At 67.0% G+C, this 17,494-nt stretch carries 17 protein-coding genes; 13 read left to right on the top strand and 4 right to left on the bottom strand.

Features of this window, described 5'->3' with window-relative positions; all coding sequences use genetic code 11:
* The first annotated feature begins 4 nt into the window (after positions 1–4).
* Together J2S76_RS22150 and J2S76_RS22145 are read left to right on the top strand one after the other, a co-directional pair.
* A complete protein-coding gene (locus tag J2S76_RS22150; RefSeq protein WP_307064158.1) occupies positions 5–1,126 on the top strand; it encodes a glycosyltransferase family 4 protein in 1,122 nt (373 codons plus the stop codon).
* Positions 1,123–2,559 carry a hypothetical protein gene (locus tag J2S76_RS22145; protein ID WP_307064157.1) on the top strand — a complete coding sequence of 479 codons (1,437 nt, stop codon included), beginning with the start codon at positions 1,123–1,125 and terminating at the stop codon, positions 2,557–2,559. Before J2S76_RS22150 ends, J2S76_RS22145 begins: the two co-directional genes overlap by 4 nt.
* A gap of 59 nt (positions 2,560–2,618) precedes the next feature.
* Here the strand turns inward: J2S76_RS22145 and J2S76_RS22140 are convergent, their stop codons facing one another.
* Positions 2,619–3,272 carry a GntR family transcriptional regulator gene (locus J2S76_RS22140; protein ID WP_307064156.1) on the bottom strand — a complete coding sequence of 218 codons (654 nt, stop codon included), beginning with the start codon at positions 3,270–3,272 and terminating at the stop codon, positions 2,619–2,621.
* A gap of 287 nt (positions 3,273–3,559) precedes the next feature.
* On the opposite strand from J2S76_RS22140, the gene J2S76_RS22135 reads away from it, so the two are divergent.
* The 9 genes from J2S76_RS22135 to J2S76_RS22095 all read left to right on the top strand — a co-directional run bounded on the left by J2S76_RS22135 (position 3,560) and on the right by J2S76_RS22095 (position 12,490).
* Complete coding sequence (locus tag J2S76_RS22135) at positions 3,560–4,375, top strand: ABC transporter substrate-binding protein (RefSeq protein WP_307064155.1); 816 nt, start codon at positions 3,560–3,562, stop codon at positions 4,373–4,375.
* A 171-nt stretch (positions 4,376–4,546) separates the two neighbouring features.
* On the top strand, positions 4,547–5,209 hold the full coding sequence (locus J2S76_RS22130; RefSeq protein ID WP_307064154.1) for an amino acid ABC transporter permease: 663 nt from the start codon (positions 4,547–4,549) through the stop codon (positions 5,207–5,209).
* A gap of 24 nt (positions 5,210–5,233) precedes the next feature.
* The gene (locus J2S76_RS22125) at positions 5,234–5,887 is read left to right on the top strand and encodes an amino acid ABC transporter permease (RefSeq protein WP_307064238.1); all 654 of its coding nucleotides are present in this window, start codon (positions 5,234–5,236) and stop codon (positions 5,885–5,887) included.
* An 8-nt stretch (positions 5,888–5,895) separates the two neighbouring features.
* A complete protein-coding gene (locus J2S76_RS22120; RefSeq protein WP_307064153.1) occupies positions 5,896–6,621 on the top strand; it encodes an amino acid ABC transporter ATP-binding protein in 726 nt (241 codons plus the stop codon).
* Positions 6,622–6,661: 40 nt separating this feature from the next.
* Positions 6,662–7,558 carry a dihydrodipicolinate synthase family protein gene (locus J2S76_RS22115; RefSeq protein ID WP_307064152.1) on the top strand — a complete coding sequence of 299 codons (897 nt, stop codon included), beginning with the start codon at positions 6,662–6,664 and terminating at the stop codon, positions 7,556–7,558.
* A gap of 277 nt (positions 7,559–7,835) precedes the next feature.
* Positions 7,836–9,092, top strand: coding sequence for an NAD(P)/FAD-dependent oxidoreductase (locus J2S76_RS22110; RefSeq protein WP_307064151.1), 1,257 nt, complete (start codon positions 7,836–7,838; stop codon positions 9,090–9,092).
* Between the two features lie 12 nt (positions 9,093–9,104).
* Positions 9,105–10,106 (top strand): 4-hydroxyproline epimerase, encoded by a 1,002-nt coding sequence (locus J2S76_RS22105; protein WP_307064150.1) that lies wholly within the window; start codon positions 9,105–9,107, stop codon positions 10,104–10,106.
* A 90-nt stretch (positions 10,107–10,196) separates the two neighbouring features.
* Positions 10,197–11,300, top strand: coding sequence for a cis-3-hydroxy-L-proline dehydratase (locus J2S76_RS22100; RefSeq protein WP_307064149.1), 1,104 nt, complete (start codon positions 10,197–10,199; stop codon positions 11,298–11,300).
* Positions 11,301–11,452: 152 nt separating this feature from the next.
* Positions 11,453–12,490, top strand: a complete 1,038-nt coding sequence (locus tag J2S76_RS22095) for a trans-3-hydroxy-L-proline dehydratase (protein WP_307064148.1) — start codon at positions 11,453–11,455, stop codon at positions 12,488–12,490.
* A 164-nt stretch (positions 12,491–12,654) separates the two neighbouring features.
* On the opposite strand, the gene J2S76_RS22090 is transcribed toward J2S76_RS22095, so the two are convergent.
* From J2S76_RS22090 to J2S76_RS22080, 3 genes are read right to left on the bottom strand one after another with little or no spacing between them, the layout of a single operon-like run.
* Entirely contained in the window at positions 12,655–13,644 is a 990-nt protein-coding gene (locus J2S76_RS22090; RefSeq protein ID WP_307064146.1) for a TRAP transporter substrate-binding protein, read from the bottom strand.
* A 27-nt stretch (positions 13,645–13,671) separates the two neighbouring features.
* Complete coding sequence (locus tag J2S76_RS22085) at positions 13,672–14,937, bottom strand: TRAP transporter large permease (RefSeq protein WP_307064144.1); 1,266 nt, start codon at positions 14,935–14,937, stop codon at positions 13,672–13,674.
* Positions 14,937–15,557, bottom strand: coding sequence for a TRAP transporter small permease (locus J2S76_RS22080; RefSeq protein ID WP_307064142.1), 621 nt, complete (start codon positions 15,555–15,557; stop codon positions 14,937–14,939). Before J2S76_RS22080 ends, J2S76_RS22085 begins: the two co-directional genes overlap by 1 nt.
* 94 nt (positions 15,558–15,651) lie before the next feature.
* On the opposite strand from J2S76_RS22080, the gene J2S76_RS22075 reads away from it, so the two are divergent.
* Together J2S76_RS22075 and J2S76_RS22070 are read left to right on the top strand one after the other, a co-directional pair.
* Positions 15,652–16,341 (top strand): GntR family transcriptional regulator, encoded by a 690-nt coding sequence (locus tag J2S76_RS22075; RefSeq protein WP_307064140.1) that lies wholly within the window; start codon positions 15,652–15,654, stop codon positions 16,339–16,341.
* Between the two features lie 20 nt (positions 16,342–16,361).
* Positions 16,362–17,399, top strand: a complete 1,038-nt coding sequence (locus J2S76_RS22070) for an Ldh family oxidoreductase (RefSeq protein ID WP_370874828.1) — start codon at positions 16,362–16,364, stop codon at positions 17,397–17,399.
* The last annotated feature ends 95 nt before the right edge of the window (positions 17,400–17,494 follow it).

The following is a 17,494-nucleotide window of genomic DNA, read 5'->3' as shown; positions in this document are numbered from 1 at the left end:
GCGCGTGGATAGGCGTTTGGATTTCTGCATCAATGGCCGCTTTCTCGCCGGCCCGCCTGCCGCAACCTACGCGGTCGCTGAACATTTGACGCGCGCGCTCGCGCTGTTGACGGCCTCATCCGGCGACGGGGAGGCGCGCCGGCAGATCCATGTGCTGGCGCCGCGCAATGCGCGCCATGCCGAATTGGGGCTGCCGATTGAGCTGGTCGGCCGCCGGGTCGGCAATGTCTGGGAGCAGATGGATCTTCCGCGCGCCGCCGCCGGCCGGATCCTCGTCAATCTCGCCTCGCGCAGTCCATTCCTGCTGCGCCAGGGACTGACCATGGTTCATGACGCGCAGGTCTTCACTACCCCCTCCTCCTATTCGCTAGCCTTCCGTGTGACGCTGAAGGCCAATATCCGGCTTGCCGGGCGGCGCCAGCTGGGGCTGCTGACCGTGTCGGAATTCGCCAAGTCAGAGCTTGTCGGCCTGCGGCTCGCCCCGGCGGAGCGGGTGCATGTCATCCCCAATGGCGTCGACCATGTGCTGCGCGCGCCCGCCCAGGACGACATCCTTCCCCGGCTCGGGCTGGTGAAGCGTGGCTACGCGCTGGCGCTCGCCAACCTGATGCCGCACAAGAACATCCCGCTGCTGATCCGCGCCTTCGCCCGCCCCGCTTTGGCGGGAATGACCCTGGTGCTGGTGGGCGGCGCCGGGCGGGAGGCCTTCGCCGCCGCCGGCATCATCGCCGGGGCCAATGTGCTCTTTCCCGGCTATGTCTCGGATGGCGAGATGCGCGCCTTGCAGGCCCATGCGCTGGCGGTATGCACGCCCTCGCTGACCGAGGGCTTCGGCATGCCGCCGGTGGAGGGGCTGCTGCTGGGAACACCCGCTGTGATCGCGCCGTGCGGCGCGCTGCCGGAAGTCTGCGGCCCGGGCGCGCTGCAGGCGGACCCGCGCGACCCCGCCGCCTGGGAGGCCGCGCTGCTGCGGCTGCGCGACGACAAGGGGCTGCATGACCGCCTCGCCCGCGACGGCCAGGCCTTCGTCGCCCGCTTCACCTGGCAGGCCGCCGCCCGCCGCCTGCTCGACGTCATTGACGCCGTGGCGCCGTCTGGTGGCAAGACGGGGCGGCGCGCTCCATGAGTGCGCTGGCGATCGCCTGTTTCTGGTCCCTGGCGTTGTGGGGCCTGTTCTCGCGGCGGCAGGTTCTGGTGTGGCTGTTCTTCGCCATGCTGCCCTTCGGCGCGTTCGCCGTGGTCCCGGTGCAAGCGACGGGGGGCCTCTCGCTTCTGGCCGTGCATGTCACTGCCGCGTTCTTTTTGCTGCGGCAGATTCTGCTGCGGCGGCATGGCCTCGCCGATCTTCTGACCACGGCCCTGCGGTTGCCCGGCGTGATACTGACGGCGTTCTGGACGGTCGCGCTGCTGGTGACGCTCTTCATGCCGCGCCTGCTGGCGGGGCAGGTCGCCATTGTCCCGATGGCAACGGCCTATCAGGAAGTCGCGCTGTTGCGCCCCACCCTTCAGAATGTCTCGCAGCTTGCCTATCTGACGCTGTCGACTTTGCTGGTTTTCGCCTTTGCCAATTTCTTTCGATCGCCGCAGCACCAGCCGCTGATCCTGCGCGGGCTGATGTTCAGCGCCATCGTCACGATCATCACCGGGGTTCTCAGCTATCTTGAGGGGTTCCTGCCGCTCGGCCCCTTCCTTGATGCCTTCAAGAACGCCAGCTATGCGCTGCTGGACAATGCCGCCATCTCGGATGGCAGCCGTCGGCTCACCGGGCTGATGCCGGAAGCCTCCTCTTATGGCGGGCTGACGCTGGGTTTGCTGGCCTGCTTGTTCTTTCTGCGCGGCAGTGTTGAGGATCGGGCACAGGCTGTCCGCCTCAACAGCATCATCATCGTCCTCGCCATATTGCTGGTGATGTCCACGTCCTCGGCCGGCTATGTCGGCCTCGGGGTTCTCGGGCTGCTGATGGGCCTCGACTGGTTTACCCGCGCCTTTCGGATCAATCGCCCCCGCTTCTCCTATAGCGGCGTGCGGCAGGACTTCTTCCTGGCATTGGCGATCATCGGCTTCGCTGCCGCTGCGGTGATGATTACACCGGGCGTCTTCGAGCCCGTTATGCAGCGCCTCGACGAAATCATCTTCAGCAAGGTCGAGACCAGTTCCTATATCGAACGCAGCGCCTGGACCGCGACATCGCTGCAGGCGGGCCTCGACAGCTATCTGGTGGGCGTCGGTCTCGGCTCGACACGGGCGTCGAACTTCGCTGTCGCGCTCTTCGCCAGTACCGGCCTGCTCGGTTTCATTTTTTACTTCTGTTTCGTGGCACGGCTGTTGCTCACCCCTGCCGCGAAGGGCGAGCCGCGCCTCCAGGGGTTGGCGAGCGGGCTGAAATGGTCCTTTTTCCCAAGTTTCGTGGCGAGCCTGCTGATCGGAACGACACCGGATTTCGGCGTGTTCGAGGCGCTGCGCTTCGGCGCGCTGATGGCTCTTCTTCAGGCAAGAGGCGCCGCGATGCCCCCTGCCGGAGCACGTATGGTGAAAGGCGCTTCTCCGGACGCGCCCTAGGCTTATGTCTTTACGCATTTTCTTCACGCGAACCGGAACCCGCTTCGCTCGAAAATGCTCTAGCCCTGTTGATCGTTGGCCACCCGGGTACGGTCGAGGAAGTCGATAAGCGAGACGCAGGCGCCGAGAATATGCTGGCGGGTGAGGTCGGCCGCCTCTTCGGCATCACGGCGGATGCAGGCGAGAAGAATGCCCTCATGCTCGCGGCGTGCCCGTGCCATGCCGTCGGTCAGCACCAGCTGGGCGCGCAGATAGCGGTCGACGCGATCCAGCGCCGCACTGATCGTCTGCAGGAAATAGGGGCGACCGGACGCCTCGTAGAGGCTGTAATGGAAGCTCCGGTTCAATTCGCCCCAATGCGAGGAATCGGTTTCGGTGGCGAAGGCATGGGCGAAGCGCTTGGCCGCCTCCAGCCCGTCGTCGGAGATGCGCTCGACCGAAAAGCGCAGCACTTCCGGCTCGAGTAGCGCGCGAAACGCGAAGATTTCGCGGATTTCCTCAGTGGATAGCGTGGTGACGACGGCCCCGCGATAGCGCTGGGTCGACACCAGCCCCTGCTCCTCCAGCCGGGTCAGCGCCTCGCGCACGGGGATGCGGCTGACATTGAACATGCGGGCGATATGGTCCTGACGCAGGGTCTGGCCCTCGGCGATATCGCCCTTGGCGATCGCCTCGCGCAGCGCGTCGAAAATGACATCCGACGCGGACGCCATCTGCGCAATGTCCGTAGCCTTGACCTTCAACGTGCCTGCCTCCTCAACGGCGTGGCCGGGCCGCCGGTCCATGTCACCGGACGCGGCCCAGCGTCCCTACACCCTGCCGTTTTGTCGCGCGCGATGCCACCGGCCGACCACAGGTAAATTTCATTCGGCTCCTGCAAAATGGATATTGAAACTTGGATCCAAAAATCGCAAGCTTCTCCTGTCGCCGGAACCGGCGCCTCCTTCGGCGCCGCCGGCCATCAACAATGAAGACAGCTTCCTCCAGAGGAGAGCCATCAATGGCTAAGGGATTCGGCATTCTGGCCGCGGCGGCGCTGACGCTCGCCGCCGTCCTGCCCGCGCAGGCGGACAAGCTCGACGACATCATCGCTTCCGGCACGCTGCGCTGCGCCGTGGTGCTGGATTTCCCGCCCATGGGATCGCGCGACGCCAATAATGAGCCGATCGGCTTCGACGTCGATTACTGCAACGACCTCGCCAAGGCGCTGGGCGTGAAGGCCGAGGTCGTCGAGACCCCCTTCCCCGACCGCATCCCCGCGCTGGTCTCGGGCCGCGTCGATGTCGGCGTCGCCTCGACCTCCGACACGCTGGAGCGCGCCAAGACCGCCGGCTTCACCATTCCGTATTTCGCCTTCACGATGGTAGTTCTCACCAAGGACGGCGTGGGGATCAAGGATTACGACAGCCTCAAGGGCAAGAAGACCGGCTCGGTTTCAGGTACTTTCGAGGCCATGGCGCTCGAGAGCGACGTCAAGAAATGGGGCGCTGGCACTACCTTCCGCGGCTACCAGAACCAGGCCGACGTGTTCCTTGCGCTTTCGCAGGGCCAGATCGACGCGACTGTGGTTACCTCCACCGTTGCTGCGGCGATCGTCAAGGAAGGCAAGTATAAGGGCCTGATGATGGGCGGCGATGCCCCCTACGACATCGACTATGTCGCGCTGATCGCCCTGCGCAACGAGCAGGGCCTTCTCAACTATCTGAACCTGTTCGTGAATCAGCAGGTCCGCACCGGCCGCTACAAGGCCCTCTACGACAAGTGGATCGGCCTTGGCGAGGCGCCCAGCCTGACTGTTCCCGGCGTCTATCGCTGAGCGGGTCTCCCTCGTGTCATCCCGGACGGCCGGCAGGCCGATCCGGGATCGCACCGAGGCAAGCCCGGTCGACGATCCCGGCTCTGTGGCTTCGCCTCAGGCCGGGATGACGGCCCGGCATCTTTCTTGCCCCTGCATTCTGCGCCCGATGCCCGCGACCACGAGCCCGCCATGAACTATACTTTCCACTGGCTGCCGGCGTTCCGCGCGCTGCCCGACATGCTGTGGGGCGCGCTGGTCACGCTTGAGATCGCCGTGCTCTCCATGGTGCTCGGCGTGTTCTTCGCGGTGCTGCTCGCGGTCGGCGCCTCCTCGAAATACCGCGTCTTCCGCGCGGCGGCGGTGAGCTGGGTCGAACTGGCCCGCAACACCCCGGCTCTGTTCCAGATCTACATGGCCTATTTCGGCCTCGGCTCGCTCGGCATCCATCTCGACAGCTTCGTCGCGCTGCTGGCGGGCATCACCTTCAACAATGCCGGCTATCTCGCGGAGACCTTTCGCGGCGGCCTGCGCGCCGTGCCGCAGACGCAGCTCCGCGCCGCCCGCTCGCTCGGCATGGGCCAGATCCAGGCCTTCCGGCTGGTGATGATGCCGCAGATGTTCCGCATCGTCTTCTATCCGCTCACCAACCAGATGGTCTGGGCGATCCTGATGACCTCGCTCGGCGTCATCGTTGGCCTCAACGACGATCTGACCGGGGTGACGCAGGAATATAATGTCCGCTCCTTCCGCACCTTCGAATATTTCGCCCTGGCGGCGGTGATCTATTATCTGCTCGCCAAGTTCGTCACCGTTTCCGCGCGCCTGATGGCGTGGCGGCTGTTCCGCTACTGAGGGAGGCGCGCCATGTTCTCCTCCCTGTTCGACACCACCTTCTCGGCCAACGACCTCTGGTTCATGCTGAAGGGCGCCGGCGTCACGCTGATGCTCACCTTCTGGGCGGTGCTCGGCGGCACGCTGCTCGGCGTGGTCTTCGGCGTCGTCCGCGCCATCTCGCCCTGGTGGGTGAATGCCCCGCTTGGCGCGGTGCTGGACGTGTTCCGCTCCATTCCCCTGCTGATCCAGCTGGTGGTGGCGAACTCGTTCAAGACCATCATCGGCATTCACTGGAGCCCGTTCACGGTGGGTTGCGTGGTGCTGGCGCTTTACATGTCCGCCTATTGCACCGAGATCGTGCGCTCGGGCTTCCTCGCCGTGCCGACCACGACGCGCCGCGCCGCGCGCTCGCTGGGGCTGAGCTGGCGGCAGGACCTGACCGAGATCGTTTTCCCCATCGCCATGCGCGTCGCCCTGCCAAGCTGGATCGGCCTCACGCTCGGCGTGATGAAGGACACCGCCATGGTGTGGTGGATCGGCGTGGTCGAATTGCTGCGCTCCTCGCAGGTGATCGTCACCCGCATCCAGGAGCCGCTCTTCGTGCTCTCCATCGCCGGACTGATCTATTTCCTGATGAGCTTCCCCATCGCCCGCCTCGGCGCACGCCTTGAGAAGCGCTGGCGCGAGAACGACTGAGGACCGACATGTCGATCGAAATCCAGGACGTCCACAAAGCCTTCGGCTCGCTCGAAGTGGTCAAGGGCGTCACCATGACCGTCGAGAAGGGCGAGGTGGTCTCCATCATCGGCGGCTCGGGCTCGGGCAAGTCGACCTTGCTCATGTGCATCAATGGGTTGGAACCGATTAATTCGGGTCGCATTCTGGTCGATGGGACCGATGTGCACGGCCGCGGCACCGATCTCAACAAGCTGCGCCGCAAGATCGGCATTGTTTTCCAACAGTGGAACGCCTTCCCGCATCTGACCGTGCTGGAAAACGTGATGCTGGCGCCGCGCAAGGTGCTCGGCAAATCGAAGGCCGAGGCCGAGGCGATCGCGGTGGAAAAGCTCGCCCGCGTCGGCCTCAGCGAGAAGATCGCGGTCTATCCCTCCAAGCTTTCCGGCGGGCAGCAGCAGCGCATGGCGATCGCCCGCGCGCTCGCCATGTCGCCGGACTACATGCTGTTCGACGAAGTGACCTCGGCGCTCGACCCGCAGCTGGTGGGCGAGGTGCTCGACACGATGCGCCTGCTCTCCTCCGAGGGCATGACGATGATCGTCGTCACCCACGAGATCGCCTTCGCCCGCGAGGTGTCGAACCGCGTCGCCTTCTTCCACAAGGGCCGCATCCACGAGATCGGCCCACCCGCCCAGGTGATCGGCAATCCGCGCGAGCCGGAAACGATCGACTTCCTGAAATCCGTCCTCTGATCCATAGATCGCATTCGCAAGAGACTTAAGGAGCACTCCCATGTGGCAGGGCGTCTATCCCGCCGTTACCGCCAAGTTCAACGAAGACGACACGCTCGACCATAAGGAGATGGAGCGCTGCTTCGCCCTTCAGATCGATGCGGGCGTCGATGGCATCATCGTCAACGGCTCGCTCGGCGAAGGCCCGATGCTCTCGCATGACGAGCGCCTTGCCGTGCTGAAGACCGCCAAGTCGGTCGCCGGCAAGCGCCCGGTGCTGATGACCATCGCCGATGCCGCCACCCGCGATTGCGCGAGCCTCGCCAAGCGCGCCGCGCAGGCCGGTGCCGACGGGCTGATGGTGGTGCCGAGCCTCGTCTACCACACCAACCCGAAGGAAACGGTCGCGACCCTCTCGGCGGTGGCTGAGGCCGCCGACCTGCCGGTCATGATCTATTCCAACCGCATCGCCTACCGCGTCGACATCACCATCGACATCATGGCGGAACTGGCCAAGGACACGCGCTTCGTCGCGGTGAAGGAGTCCTCGGACGACATCCGCCGCACGGTGGAACTGCAGAACGCCTTCGGTGATCGCTTCGACATCTTCACCGGCGTCGATAACCTCGCCTTTGAGGCGCTGGCGCTCGGCGCGGTGGGCTGGGTCGCCGGCCTCGTGGTCGCCTTCCCCGAGGAGACGGTGGCGATCTACCGGCTGATGAAGGCCAAGCGCTATGACGAGGCGCTGGAAATCTACCGCTGGTTCCGCCCGCTGCTCGACCTCGACGTCTCGACCTATCTCGTCCAGAACCTGAAGCTGGTCGAGGCGATGGTGACGGGCACCACCGAGCGCGTGCGCGCCCCCCGCCTGCCACTCGATGGCGAGCAGCGCGCCAAGGTCGAGCGCATCGTGCGCGAAGGCCTCGCCACCCGCCCGACCCTCGCCAAGGCGGCGTGAGGCGGCAAACCGCGCTCACCTCAGGCGTGCGACGCCCAGGCCACCGGTCTGGAAGCGCCGTCATCCTGAGGTGCGCGCGCAGCGCGCCTCGAAGGATGGGTTCCGGGCCGGCGCGACGAGCCTCCTTCGAGGCCCAGCTTAAGCCGGGCCTCAGGATGACGTTGCTGGTCGCGCACGCATCCGATCCTGAGGGCGCCGCGCTCGAGGTTACTTCAACCTGCTTCATCTCCCGCCGGAAGGCGGGGGATGGCCCTCTCTAACGACGTCGGTCAAACCCGTGCCCACATCAGCCTCCCCATCCAATGAGATCGTCATCGTCGGTGCCGGCATTGTCGGCCTCGCCACCGCGTTCCATCTGCTGGCCGAGGGGCATCGGGTGCGGCTGGTTGAGCGCGGCGGCGTGGCGGAAGGGGCGAGCTACGGCAATGCCGGGGCGCTGGCCTTTACCGACATTCTGCCCCTCGCCTCGCCCGGCATGCTGCGCAAGGCGCCGAAATGGCTGCTCGACCCGCTGGGGCCGCTTTCCATTCCGCCGCGCTACCTGCCGCAGATCACGCCCTGGCTGATCCGTTTCTGGCGCGCCAGCCTGCCCGACCGCTACGCCGCCTCGATCACGGCGCAGGGCAATCTGATGCGCTTCGCCGCCACCGCGACGCAGGCACTGGTGACCCAGGCCGGCCTCGCCGAACATCTGCGCTCCGACGGCAATCTCCAGCTCTATGAGAGCGAGGGCGAGCTTGCCGCCTCCCTGCCGGGCTGGGAGGCGCGGGCGCGCGAGGGCATCGCCTTGGAGCATGTGCGCGGCGAGCGGCTGGCGGACCTCCAGCCCGGCGTTTCGCCGCGCTTCACGGTGGGCACCTTCACCCCGCACTGGCAGACGGTGGGCGACCCCTATCACTACGCGCTGGCCCTGTTCCGCATGGTGATGGCGCGCGGCGCCGGGCTCGTTCATGGCGAGGTGGTCAGCCTCACGGCGCACGCGCAGGGCGTGCAACTGCGCCTCGCCGACGGCAAGGTGCTGAACGCCGGCCGGGCGGTGATCGCCGGTGGCGCCTGGTCGCGCCCGCTGGCGAAGTCGCTCGGCGATTCCATCCCGCTGGAGACCGAGCGCGGCTACAACACCACCCTGCCGCCGGGCGCCTTCGAGCTGCGGCGCCAGCTCACCTTTGGCGGCCATGGCTTCGTGGTGACGCCGCTTTCCACCGGCATCCGCGTCGGCGGGGCGGTGGAGCTGGGCGGGCTGAAGGCACCGCCGAACTTCAAGCGTTCCGAGGCGATGCTGACCAAGGCGGCGCAGTTCCTGCCGGGGCTGCGCACCGAGGGCGGCAAGCAGTGGATGGGCTTTCGCCCCTCCCTGCCGGATTCGCTCCCCGTCATCGGCCCCGCCACCGCTTCGGCGCGCGTGCTCTATGCCTTCGGCCATGGCCATCTCGGCCTCACCCAGAGCGCGGCAACGGGCAGGCTGATCGCCGATCTGGTGGCCGGGCGCCGGCCCTCCATTCCGCTCGAACCCTTCCGCCCCGACCGTTTCTGACGAGTGACACCCATGGCGCGACACAGCTTCTTCTGCATTGACGGCCACACCTGCGGCAACCCGGTGCGGCTGGTGGCCGGCGGCGGGCCGAACCTCGTCGGCGACACCATGATCGAGAAGCGCGCCCATTTCCTGCGCGAATTCGACTGGATCCGCACCGGGCTGATGTTCGAGCCGCGCGGCCACGACATGATGTCGGGCTCGATCCTCTATCCCCCGACCCGCCCCGATTGCGATGTCGCCATCCTGTTCATCGAAACCTCGGGCTGCCTGCCCATGTGCGGCCACGGCACCATCGGCACGGTGACGATGGCGATCGAGCACGGGCTGGTGACGCCGAAGACCCCCGGCGTCTTGATGCTCGACACCCCCGCCGGCGTGGTGAAGGCGGAATACCGGCAGGTCGGGCAATATGTGGAAGAAGTGCGCATCACCAACGTGCCCGCCTTCCTCTATGCGCGCGGGCTCACCGCTGAGTGCCCCGGCCTTGGCGAGGTGACGGTCGATGTCGCCTATGGCGGGAATTTCTACGCCATCGTCGAGCCGCAAGAAGCCTTCCGCGACATGGCCGACTTCACCGCCGGCGAACTGGTGGGCATGAGCCCGGCGCTGCGCCGGGCGCTGAACGAGAAATACGAGTTCATCCACCCGGAGAAGCCGGAGATTCGCGGCCTCTCGCACATTCTCTGGACCGGCGTCGCCCGCCACCCGGAAGCGCATGCGCGCAACGCGGTGTTCTATGGCGACAAGGCGATCGACCGCTCGCCCTGCGGCACCGGCACCTCCTCGCGCATGGCGCACCTCGCCGCGCGCGGCCAGCTGAAGGTGGGCGACGATTTCGTGCATGAGAGCATCATCGGCTCGCTGTTCAAGGGCCGGGTCGAGGCGGCGGTGAAGGTGGGCGAGCGCGACGCGATCATCCCCTCCATCGGCGGCTGGGCCTGCATGACCGGCTACAACACCATCTTCATCGACGACCGCGACCCCTTCGCGCACGGCTTCGTGGTGGTGTGAGGCTTTCAACATCCTTCGAGGCTCGCTGCGCTCGCACCTCAGGATGACGGCTGAACGCGGGCGGCAACGGCAGACAACGGAAACCACGCCATGAAGATCACCGGCATCAAGGCCTATAAAGTCGGTCTCCCCCTCAAGGAGGGCCGCTACAACTGGTCGAACGGCAATTTCATCGAGGTGTTCGATTCCACCGTGGTGGCGGTGGAGACCGATGCCGGTATCACCGGCTATGCCGAATGCTGCCCGCTCGGCTCGGCCTATCTGCCCGCCTATGCCCATGGCGTGCGCGCCGGGCTGGAGGAGATCGGCCCGAAGGTGATCGGCCTCGACCCGACCGATCTCAACGTGCTGAACCGGCACATGGACGCGGTGCTGCGCGGCCACCCCTATGTGAAGGCGCCGATCGACATCGCGTGCTGGGACATTCTCGGCAAGGTGGCGGGGCTGCCGGTCTACAAGCTGCTCGGCGGCGCGGCGCAGGAAAAGGTCGCGCTCTACCGCGCCATCTCGCAGGAAGCCCCTGAAGTGATGGCGAAGAAGATCGCCGGCTACAAGGCCGAGGGCTACACCAAGTTCCAGCTCAAGGTGGGCGGTGACGCCGACCAGGACATCGACCGCATCCGCGCCACCCGCGAGATTCTCGACGCCTCCGACATTCTGGTCGCCGATGCCAATACCGGCTGGACACGGGCGGAAGCCGCCCGCATCTGCGCCGAGGTGGCCGATCTCGACGTCTATATCGAGCAGCCCTGCCCGACCTATGAGGAGTGCCTCTCGGTGCGCGCCCGCACCGCGCGGCCCTTCGTGCTCGACGAGGTGATCGACGGCGTCGGCACGTTGATGAAGGCGCTGGCCGATGACGCGATGGACATTATCAACCTGAAGATCTCCAAGGTCGGCGGGCTGACCAAGGCGCGGCTGATGCGCGACATCTGCGTCGCCTCCGGCACGCCAATGACCATCGAGGACACCTGGGGCGGCGATATCGTCACCGCGACCATCGCCCATCTCGCCCGCTCGACGCCGGAGGAGTTCACCTTCTCCGCCACTGATTTCAACAGTTACGGCACGGTGGACATCGCGAGCGGCGCGCCCAAGCGCGAGAACGGCTTCATGACTGCCTCCGACGCGCCGGGGCTGGGCATCACCCCGCTGTTCGACGTGCTCGGCGATCCGGTGGTGGCGATCGGCTGACCGTGTTCGCTCCCTCTCCCCGACGGGGAGAGGGGTGGGGTGAGGGGCTGGCACGCCGACCGACCGTTCGCCCCCTCACCGACCCGCTTCGCGGGCCACCTCTCCCCAATGGGGAGAGGATCAAGGCGCCGCTCTGTCATCACGAGGCCCCGATGCGCACCAGCAAGATCATCCACATTGTCGGCTGCCATGCCGAGGGCGAGGTCGGCGATGTCATTGTCGGCGGCGTCGCGCCCCCGCCCGGCGACAGCGTGTGGGCGCAGTCGCGCTTCCTCGCGGCCGACAACACGCTACGCAATTTCGTGCTGCAGGAGCCGCGCGGCGGGGTGTTCCGCCATGTGAACCTGCTGGTGCCGCCGAAGGACCCGCGCGCCGTCGCCGCCTTCATCATCATGGAGCCGGAGGATACGCCGCCCATGTCCGGCTCCAACTCGATCTGCGTCTCCACCGTGCTGCTCGACAGCGGCATCGTGCCGATGGTGGAGCCGGAAACGCATATGGTGCTGGAGGCGCCGGGCGGGCTGATCGAGGTCACGGCTTATTGCCGCAACGGCAAGGTCGAGCGGATCAAGGTGCGCAACCACCCCTCCTTCGCCGACAAGCTGGGCGCCCAGCTGGAAGTGGAAGGGCTCGGCACGCTGACCGTCGATACCGCCTATGGCGGCGACAGCTTCGTCATCGTCGACGCCCATGCGCTGGGCTTTTCGATCCGCCCGGACGAAGCCAAGGACCTCGCCGAGACCGGCATGCGCATCGTCAAGGCGGCCAATCGCCAGCTCGGCTTCAAGCACCCTGAGAATGCCGACTGGAACCACATTTCCTTCTGCCAGTTCGCCGCCCCTGTCGTGGAGATGGACGGCGTGAAGTCGGGCGCTAATGCGGTGGCGATCCGCCCCGGCAAGATCGACCGTTCGCCCACCGGCACCGGCTGCTCGGCGCGGATGGCGGTGCTGCACGCCAAGGGCCAGCTGAAAGTGGGCGAGACCTTCATCGGCCGCTCGATCCTCGATTCGCGCTTCGAGTGCCGGATCGAGGGCGAGACCAGCATTGGCGGGCGCCCGGCGATCCTGCCCTCGATCATGGGTCGCGCCTGGGTGACGCACACCGCGCAGCTGATGGTGGACCCGGAAGACCCCTGGCCGACTGGCTACCGCCTCTCCGACACGTGGCCGGTGTGGAAGCAGGACTGACGTCCGCCTTTCGGCCGGTGTGGGCGGCGCAGTGACGGGGCCTCACCCCTGCGCGCCGTCATCCTTCGAGGCTCGCTAACGCTCGCACCTCGGGATGACGTTGTGAGCCACAAAAAAGAGGCGCCCCGCGAGGCGCCTCTTTCGTTTCAAGCGGCAACCAGATCTCAGCCCAGCGTGGCGCCGATCTTGCGCAGCTCGGGCAGGATCGGGGCCTTCGGCGCCCAGATCTTGTCGTATTCGGCGATGATCGGCGCCGCATCCGCCGTCGGCGGCACAACGATCTTGATGCCGGTGCCCTCGAAGTCCTTCAGCAGCTTCGGCGCGTTGGTCACGGTCTGGTCGACCTGCACGGCCAGCGCTTCCTTGGTCGCGGCGGTGATCAGCGCGCGATCCTCGGCGGAGAGGGTCTGCCAGGCCTTGCCCGACGCCAGCGCGATGAAGGGCATGAACACCGCGTCCATGCGCATCAGCACCTTCGACACCTTGTCGAAACGCTGGTTCCACGAGAAGTCGAGATCGGCCTCCAGCCCGTCGACCTGCCCATTGGCCATGGCGTCATAGACCTGAGGCGTCGGGATCGGGGTCGGGGCGGCGCCGAGCAGCGAGTAGAAGTCGCGGAAGGCCGGCGTGGTGTTGATGCGCAGCTTCATGCCGTTGAGGCCGGCGATGCCGTCGATCTCCTTGGCCGAGAACACGACGCGGATCGAGGTGATGCCCCAGCCGAGGCCGAGCGTGCCGGTCTCCTTCGGCAGCGGCTCCAGCATCTGCATGGCGATCGGCTGGCGCACCAGCTTGGCGGCGGCCTCGGTGGAGCGGATCACGTAAGGGGCCAGAATGGCGGCGACATTCGGCACCCGGTTGCCGACCTCGGCCGCCTGCAGGAACGCCATGTCGAGCGCGCCGGTCTGCAGCTGCTGCATCATCGCGCCTTCATTGCCGAGCTGGCCGGCATGGAAGACGGTCATGGTCAGCTTGCCGCCGGTCTTTTCCTTCAGAACCTCGGCGACCTTCAGCGCCGCATTGTTCCAGGGGTGGCCGGGCGGGGTGATGATGCCGAGGCGCAGGTCACGCGCCTGGGCGCGCAGCACGCCGGGGGCGGCCAGCGGCAGGGTGGCGCCGGCAGCGGCGGCGAGCAGGGTACGGCGGGAGATCATCGGGGCGGTCCTTTCGGCTGGAAGGGTTCAGCGGACGAGGGCAGTGGAGAGGCCGGGGAAGATCGAGAGCAGCACCAGCAGCAGGCAGGCGGCGAAGAAGAACGGCAGGGTGACGAGGAACATCTTGCCGGGCTTGGCGCCCGTCACCGCCGCCGCCACGAAGAAGCACAGCCCGACGGGCGGCGAGAGGAAGCCCAGCACAAGGTTGACCACCGCCACCACGCCGAACTGCACCGGGTCGATATGGTAGACCTCGGTGGCGATGGGCAGCAGGATCGGCACCGTCATGATTAGGCCCGGCGCCCCGTCGATCACCGTGCCGATGACCAGCAGGATGACATTGACCAGCAGCATGAAGCTGATCGGCCCGGTGGCGATGGACTGGATCCACAGCGCCACTTCCTGCGGCACCTTGGCGAAGACCAGCACCCAGGAGAGCACGCCGGCCGCCGCCACGAGGAACAGCACGATGCCGGAATAGACGCCCGCCCGCACCAGCATGTGCGGCAGCTGCGACAGCTGGAGCTCGCGGGTCCAGAAACGCCCGACCAGCACCGAGGCGAGGGCGCCGACGGCGGCGGATTCGGTGGGGTTGGCGAGGCCAGTGAGGATGGAGCCGACGATGACGATGGGGATCAGCAGCGTCGGGGCGCAGGCCACCACGGTGGCGACGCGCTCGCGCAGGGTGAAGCTCTCCCCGCGCGGGTAGTTGTAGACATAGCCCATGACGGCGATGACGATGCAGAACATCACGGTGAGCACGATTCCGGGGATCAGCCCGGCGACCAGCATGGTGCTGACCGGCACCTGCGCCAGCACCGAATACATGACGAACATGATCGAGGGCGGAATGATCGGCCCGAGCATGCCGGCATAGGCGGTGAGGCCGGCGGCGAAGGTCTTGTCATAGCCCTTCGCCTCCATCTCCGGCACCATGATCTGCGCCATGATGGCGACCTGCGCGGTCGCCGAGCCGAGAATGGAAGAGACGAACATGTTTGCCAGCATGTTCACATAGGCGAGGCCACCGCGCAGCGAGCCGACAAAGGCCATGGTCATGGAGATGATCTGGCGGGTGATGCCGCCGCCATTCATGATCTCGCCGATGAGGATGAAGAGAGGGATCGCGATCAGCCCGTAATTGTCGACCGAGCCGAACATCTGCATCGGAAAGCTCTGGTAGAGCACCGGATTGCCGGAGGCCTGGATGAAGACCACGCCGGTGAGGCAGATGGCGATGCCGATCGGCACCCCGATGAGCAGGAAGGCGAGAAAGGCGGCGCCGGTCAGCATCAGGCGACCTCCTCGGCCGTGTGCAGGCCGATGCTGCTACGGTCCGCCGGGGGCGCGAGGCCGAGATCCTCGATGAGATTGGCGGCGCTGTGGACGATGAGGGTGAAGGCGAAAAGCGGCATCACCAGATAGACCACCCAGCTCGGCCAGTTCAGCGTCTGGGTGCGCTCAGTGTAGAGGAAATTGAACGTCGCCCCGCCATATTCGCGCCCATCGAAGCCGGCGGAGGCGATGCCGACCGGGTCCATCCACAGCCAGCACATGGCGGCCAGCGCCAGGCCGAAGCCGAGGATGCAGAGCGTGGAGAGGACCCGCATCGCCTTCACCGCCCCCGCCGGAAGCCGCTCGGTCAGCAGTGTCATCGAGAAGTCGAGCCGCAGCCGCGACATGGCGGACGCGCCGATGAAGGTGAGCCAGACGGTGGTGAAGATGGCGGATTCGTCGATCCAGTAGAGCGGGACGTGACTGTAGCGGGTGACGACGTTGAGGAGGATCAGGCCGGTGAGCAGCGCCATCAGCGCGCCGATGGCGAAGCGCTCGGCGACCAGAAGGGCTTCCGAAGCCGCTGTGACGGCACGCAACGGCCGGCCACCGGCAGCAAGGCCGTTGGTGTGCGACATGGTAGCTGTTTCCCTCTTTTGGTGGATCGTAGATTTTATAAATTATCTCCGTCAATATGCCTGATGTGATTATTCGGGGCCCGACGCCAGGAAAATGAACCCGCTTCTCAAGCACCGCACACTGACGGCGGCCATTCTCGACCAGTTGCGCATGGCGATCCTCGACGGCACCTATCCGGCCGGGGCGCAACTGCGGCAGGACGCGCTGGCGGCGACGTTCAAGGTCAGCCGCATCCCCGTGCGCGAGGCGCTGTTCCAGCTCGACGCCGAGGGGCTGGTGCGCTTCGTGCCGCAGAAGGGCGCGGTGGTGGCCCAGCTCTCCACCGCCGAAATCCGCGACGTGTTCGAGCTGCGCCGGCTGCTGGAGCCGCGGCTGCTCGCCGGCTCCATTCCTGCCCTCGAAGCCGACGACTTCGCGCGGCTCGACGCGCTGCACGCGGAAATGGTGACAGCCACGGCAGCGAATGATCTCGGCCGCTGGGGCCAGATCAACGCCGATTTCCACATGGCGCTCTATGCGCGGGCCGAGCTGCCGCGCTCGCTCACCATCGTGCACGGCCTGCTCCAGGCCAGCGACCGCTACACCCGCGTGCATCTGAGCGATGTCGCCGGCATGGGCATTGTCGGCATGCAGCGGGCGGTGAGCGAACACGCCGCGCTCGCCGATCTCGCCAGGGCGGGCGATGTCGCGGCGGCCTGCGGCTTTCTCGACACCCACATCCTGACCGTGCAGCAGGACCTGCTGCGCGAGCTGGAGCGCAGCCAGCGCAAGGCCACGCCATGACCCGATCCCACACGCCCGACATGGTTCGCCTCGGCCTCGACGAGGTGCACGATCTCACCCGCGACACGCTGCGTGCCGCCGGACTTGGCGCGGCACATGCGGCGGCGATCGCCCGCTCCATCACCCGGGCGCAGGCGGATGAGTGCCATTCGCACGGGCTCTACCGGCTGCTGGGCTATGTCGACAGCGTCCGCAGCGGCAAGGCGGAGCGGGAGGCGCTGCCGGTGCTGGCCCGGGCGACGCCGGTGGTGCTGCGGGTCGATGCGAAGCGCGGCTTTGCCCCGCTCGCCATCGAGGCCGGCGTGCCGGCGCTGATCGAGGCGGCGAAGACCTATGGCATCGCAGCCCTGGCCATTCACGACTGCTACCATTTCTCGGCCCTGTGGGCGGATATCGAGCCGGCTATCGAGGCGGGGCTCGCCGCCTGGTGCTTCACCGTCGGCCAGTGCTGCGTCGCCCCCGCCGGCGGCACGGCGCCGCTGATGGGCACCAACCCGATCGCCTTTGGCTGGCCGGGGCCGCAGGACCGGCCCTTCATCTTCGATTTCGCCACCAGTGCCGCCGCGCGCGGCGAGGTAGAGCTGAAGCGCCGCGCCGGCGAGGCCCTCCCCGCCGGATGGGCGGTGGGCCCGGACGGCGCCCCGACCACCGACCCCGCCGCCGCGCTGGCCGGCGCGCTGCTGCCCTTTGGCGGGCACAAGGGATCGGCCCTCTCGATGATGGTGGAGCTGATCGCCGGGCCGTTGATCGGCGACCTGACCAGCCGGCAGGCGAAGGCGGTGGAGAATGGCGATGCCGGCCCGCCGCTCGGCGGCGAACTGTTCATCGCCATCGACCCCGCCGTGTTCGGCGGCGCGACGCTGGCGCAGCGCATGAGCGATGCGCAGGAGCTGTTCGCCCTCGCCCGTGCGCAGCCCGGGGTGCGGCTGCCCTCGGAGCGCCGCTACGCCGCCCGCGCCCGCAGCGCCGGGGGCGTGCTGATTCCGGCCGGCCTTCTCCAGGAAATCCGCACCCTGACGAGCCCTCACGCGGCGGCAGAACGCACCGAGGGCGGGTAGCAAGCGAGCGAGCGCTTGGTCTATCAGTGGCGGGCGCGGCACTGAGGCCGGGCCGATGACGGGCGGGCAGGCATGCGCGAGGACGCGGCGGACGA

The organism is Ancylobacter vacuolatus (assembly GCF_030813595.1).
GTDB classification, from domain to species: domain Bacteria; phylum Pseudomonadota; class Alphaproteobacteria; order Rhizobiales; family Xanthobacteraceae; genus Ancylobacter; species Ancylobacter vacuolatus.
This window is presented reverse-complemented; position numbering and strand designations above follow the sequence as displayed.

What these genes read in the sequence shown, in the direction of transcription:
- J2S76_RS22090 (WP_307064146.1), bottom strand. Translation starts at nt 13,644, where the DNA reads ATGATCTCCCGCCGTACCCTGCTCGCCGCCGCTGCCGGCGCCACCCTG.
- J2S76_RS22085 (WP_307064144.1), bottom strand. Translation starts at nt 14,937, where the DNA reads ATGCTGACCGGCGCCGCCTTTCTCGCCTTCCTGCTCATCGGGGTGCCG.
- J2S76_RS22130 (WP_307064154.1), top strand. Translation starts at nt 4,547, where the DNA reads ATGAACTATACTTTCCACTGGCTGCCGGCGTTCCGCGCGCTGCCCGAC.
- J2S76_RS22135 (WP_307064155.1), top strand. Translation starts at nt 3,560, where the DNA reads ATGGCTAAGGGATTCGGCATTCTGGCCGCGGCGGCGCTGACGCTCGCC.
- J2S76_RS22070 (WP_370874828.1), top strand. Translation starts at nt 16,362, where the DNA reads ATGGTTCGCCTCGGCCTCGACGAGGTGCACGATCTCACCCGCGACACG.
- J2S76_RS22115 (WP_307064152.1), top strand. Translation starts at nt 6,662, where the DNA reads ATGTGGCAGGGCGTCTATCCCGCCGTTACCGCCAAGTTCAACGAAGAC.
- J2S76_RS22075 (WP_307064140.1), top strand. Translation starts at nt 15,652, where the DNA reads ATGAACCCGCTTCTCAAGCACCGCACACTGACGGCGGCCATTCTCGAC.
- J2S76_RS22095 (WP_307064148.1), top strand. Translation starts at nt 11,453, where the DNA reads ATGCGCACCAGCAAGATCATCCACATTGTCGGCTGCCATGCCGAGGGC.
- J2S76_RS22145 (WP_307064157.1), top strand. Translation starts at nt 1,123, where the DNA reads ATGAGTGCGCTGGCGATCGCCTGTTTCTGGTCCCTGGCGTTGTGGGGC.
- J2S76_RS22105 (WP_307064150.1), top strand. Translation starts at nt 9,105, where the DNA reads ATGGCGCGACACAGCTTCTTCTGCATTGACGGCCACACCTGCGGCAAC.
- J2S76_RS22100 (WP_307064149.1), top strand. Translation starts at nt 10,197, where the DNA reads ATGAAGATCACCGGCATCAAGGCCTATAAAGTCGGTCTCCCCCTCAAG.
- J2S76_RS22080 (WP_307064142.1), bottom strand. Translation starts at nt 15,557, where the DNA reads ATGTCGCACACCAACGGCCTTGCTGCCGGTGGCCGGCCGTTGCGTGCC.
- J2S76_RS22140 (WP_307064156.1), bottom strand. Translation starts at nt 3,272, where the DNA reads ATGGCGTCCGCGTCGGATGTCATTTTCGACGCGCTGCGCGAGGCGATC.
- J2S76_RS22120 (WP_307064153.1), top strand. Translation starts at nt 5,896, where the DNA reads ATGTCGATCGAAATCCAGGACGTCCACAAAGCCTTCGGCTCGCTCGAA.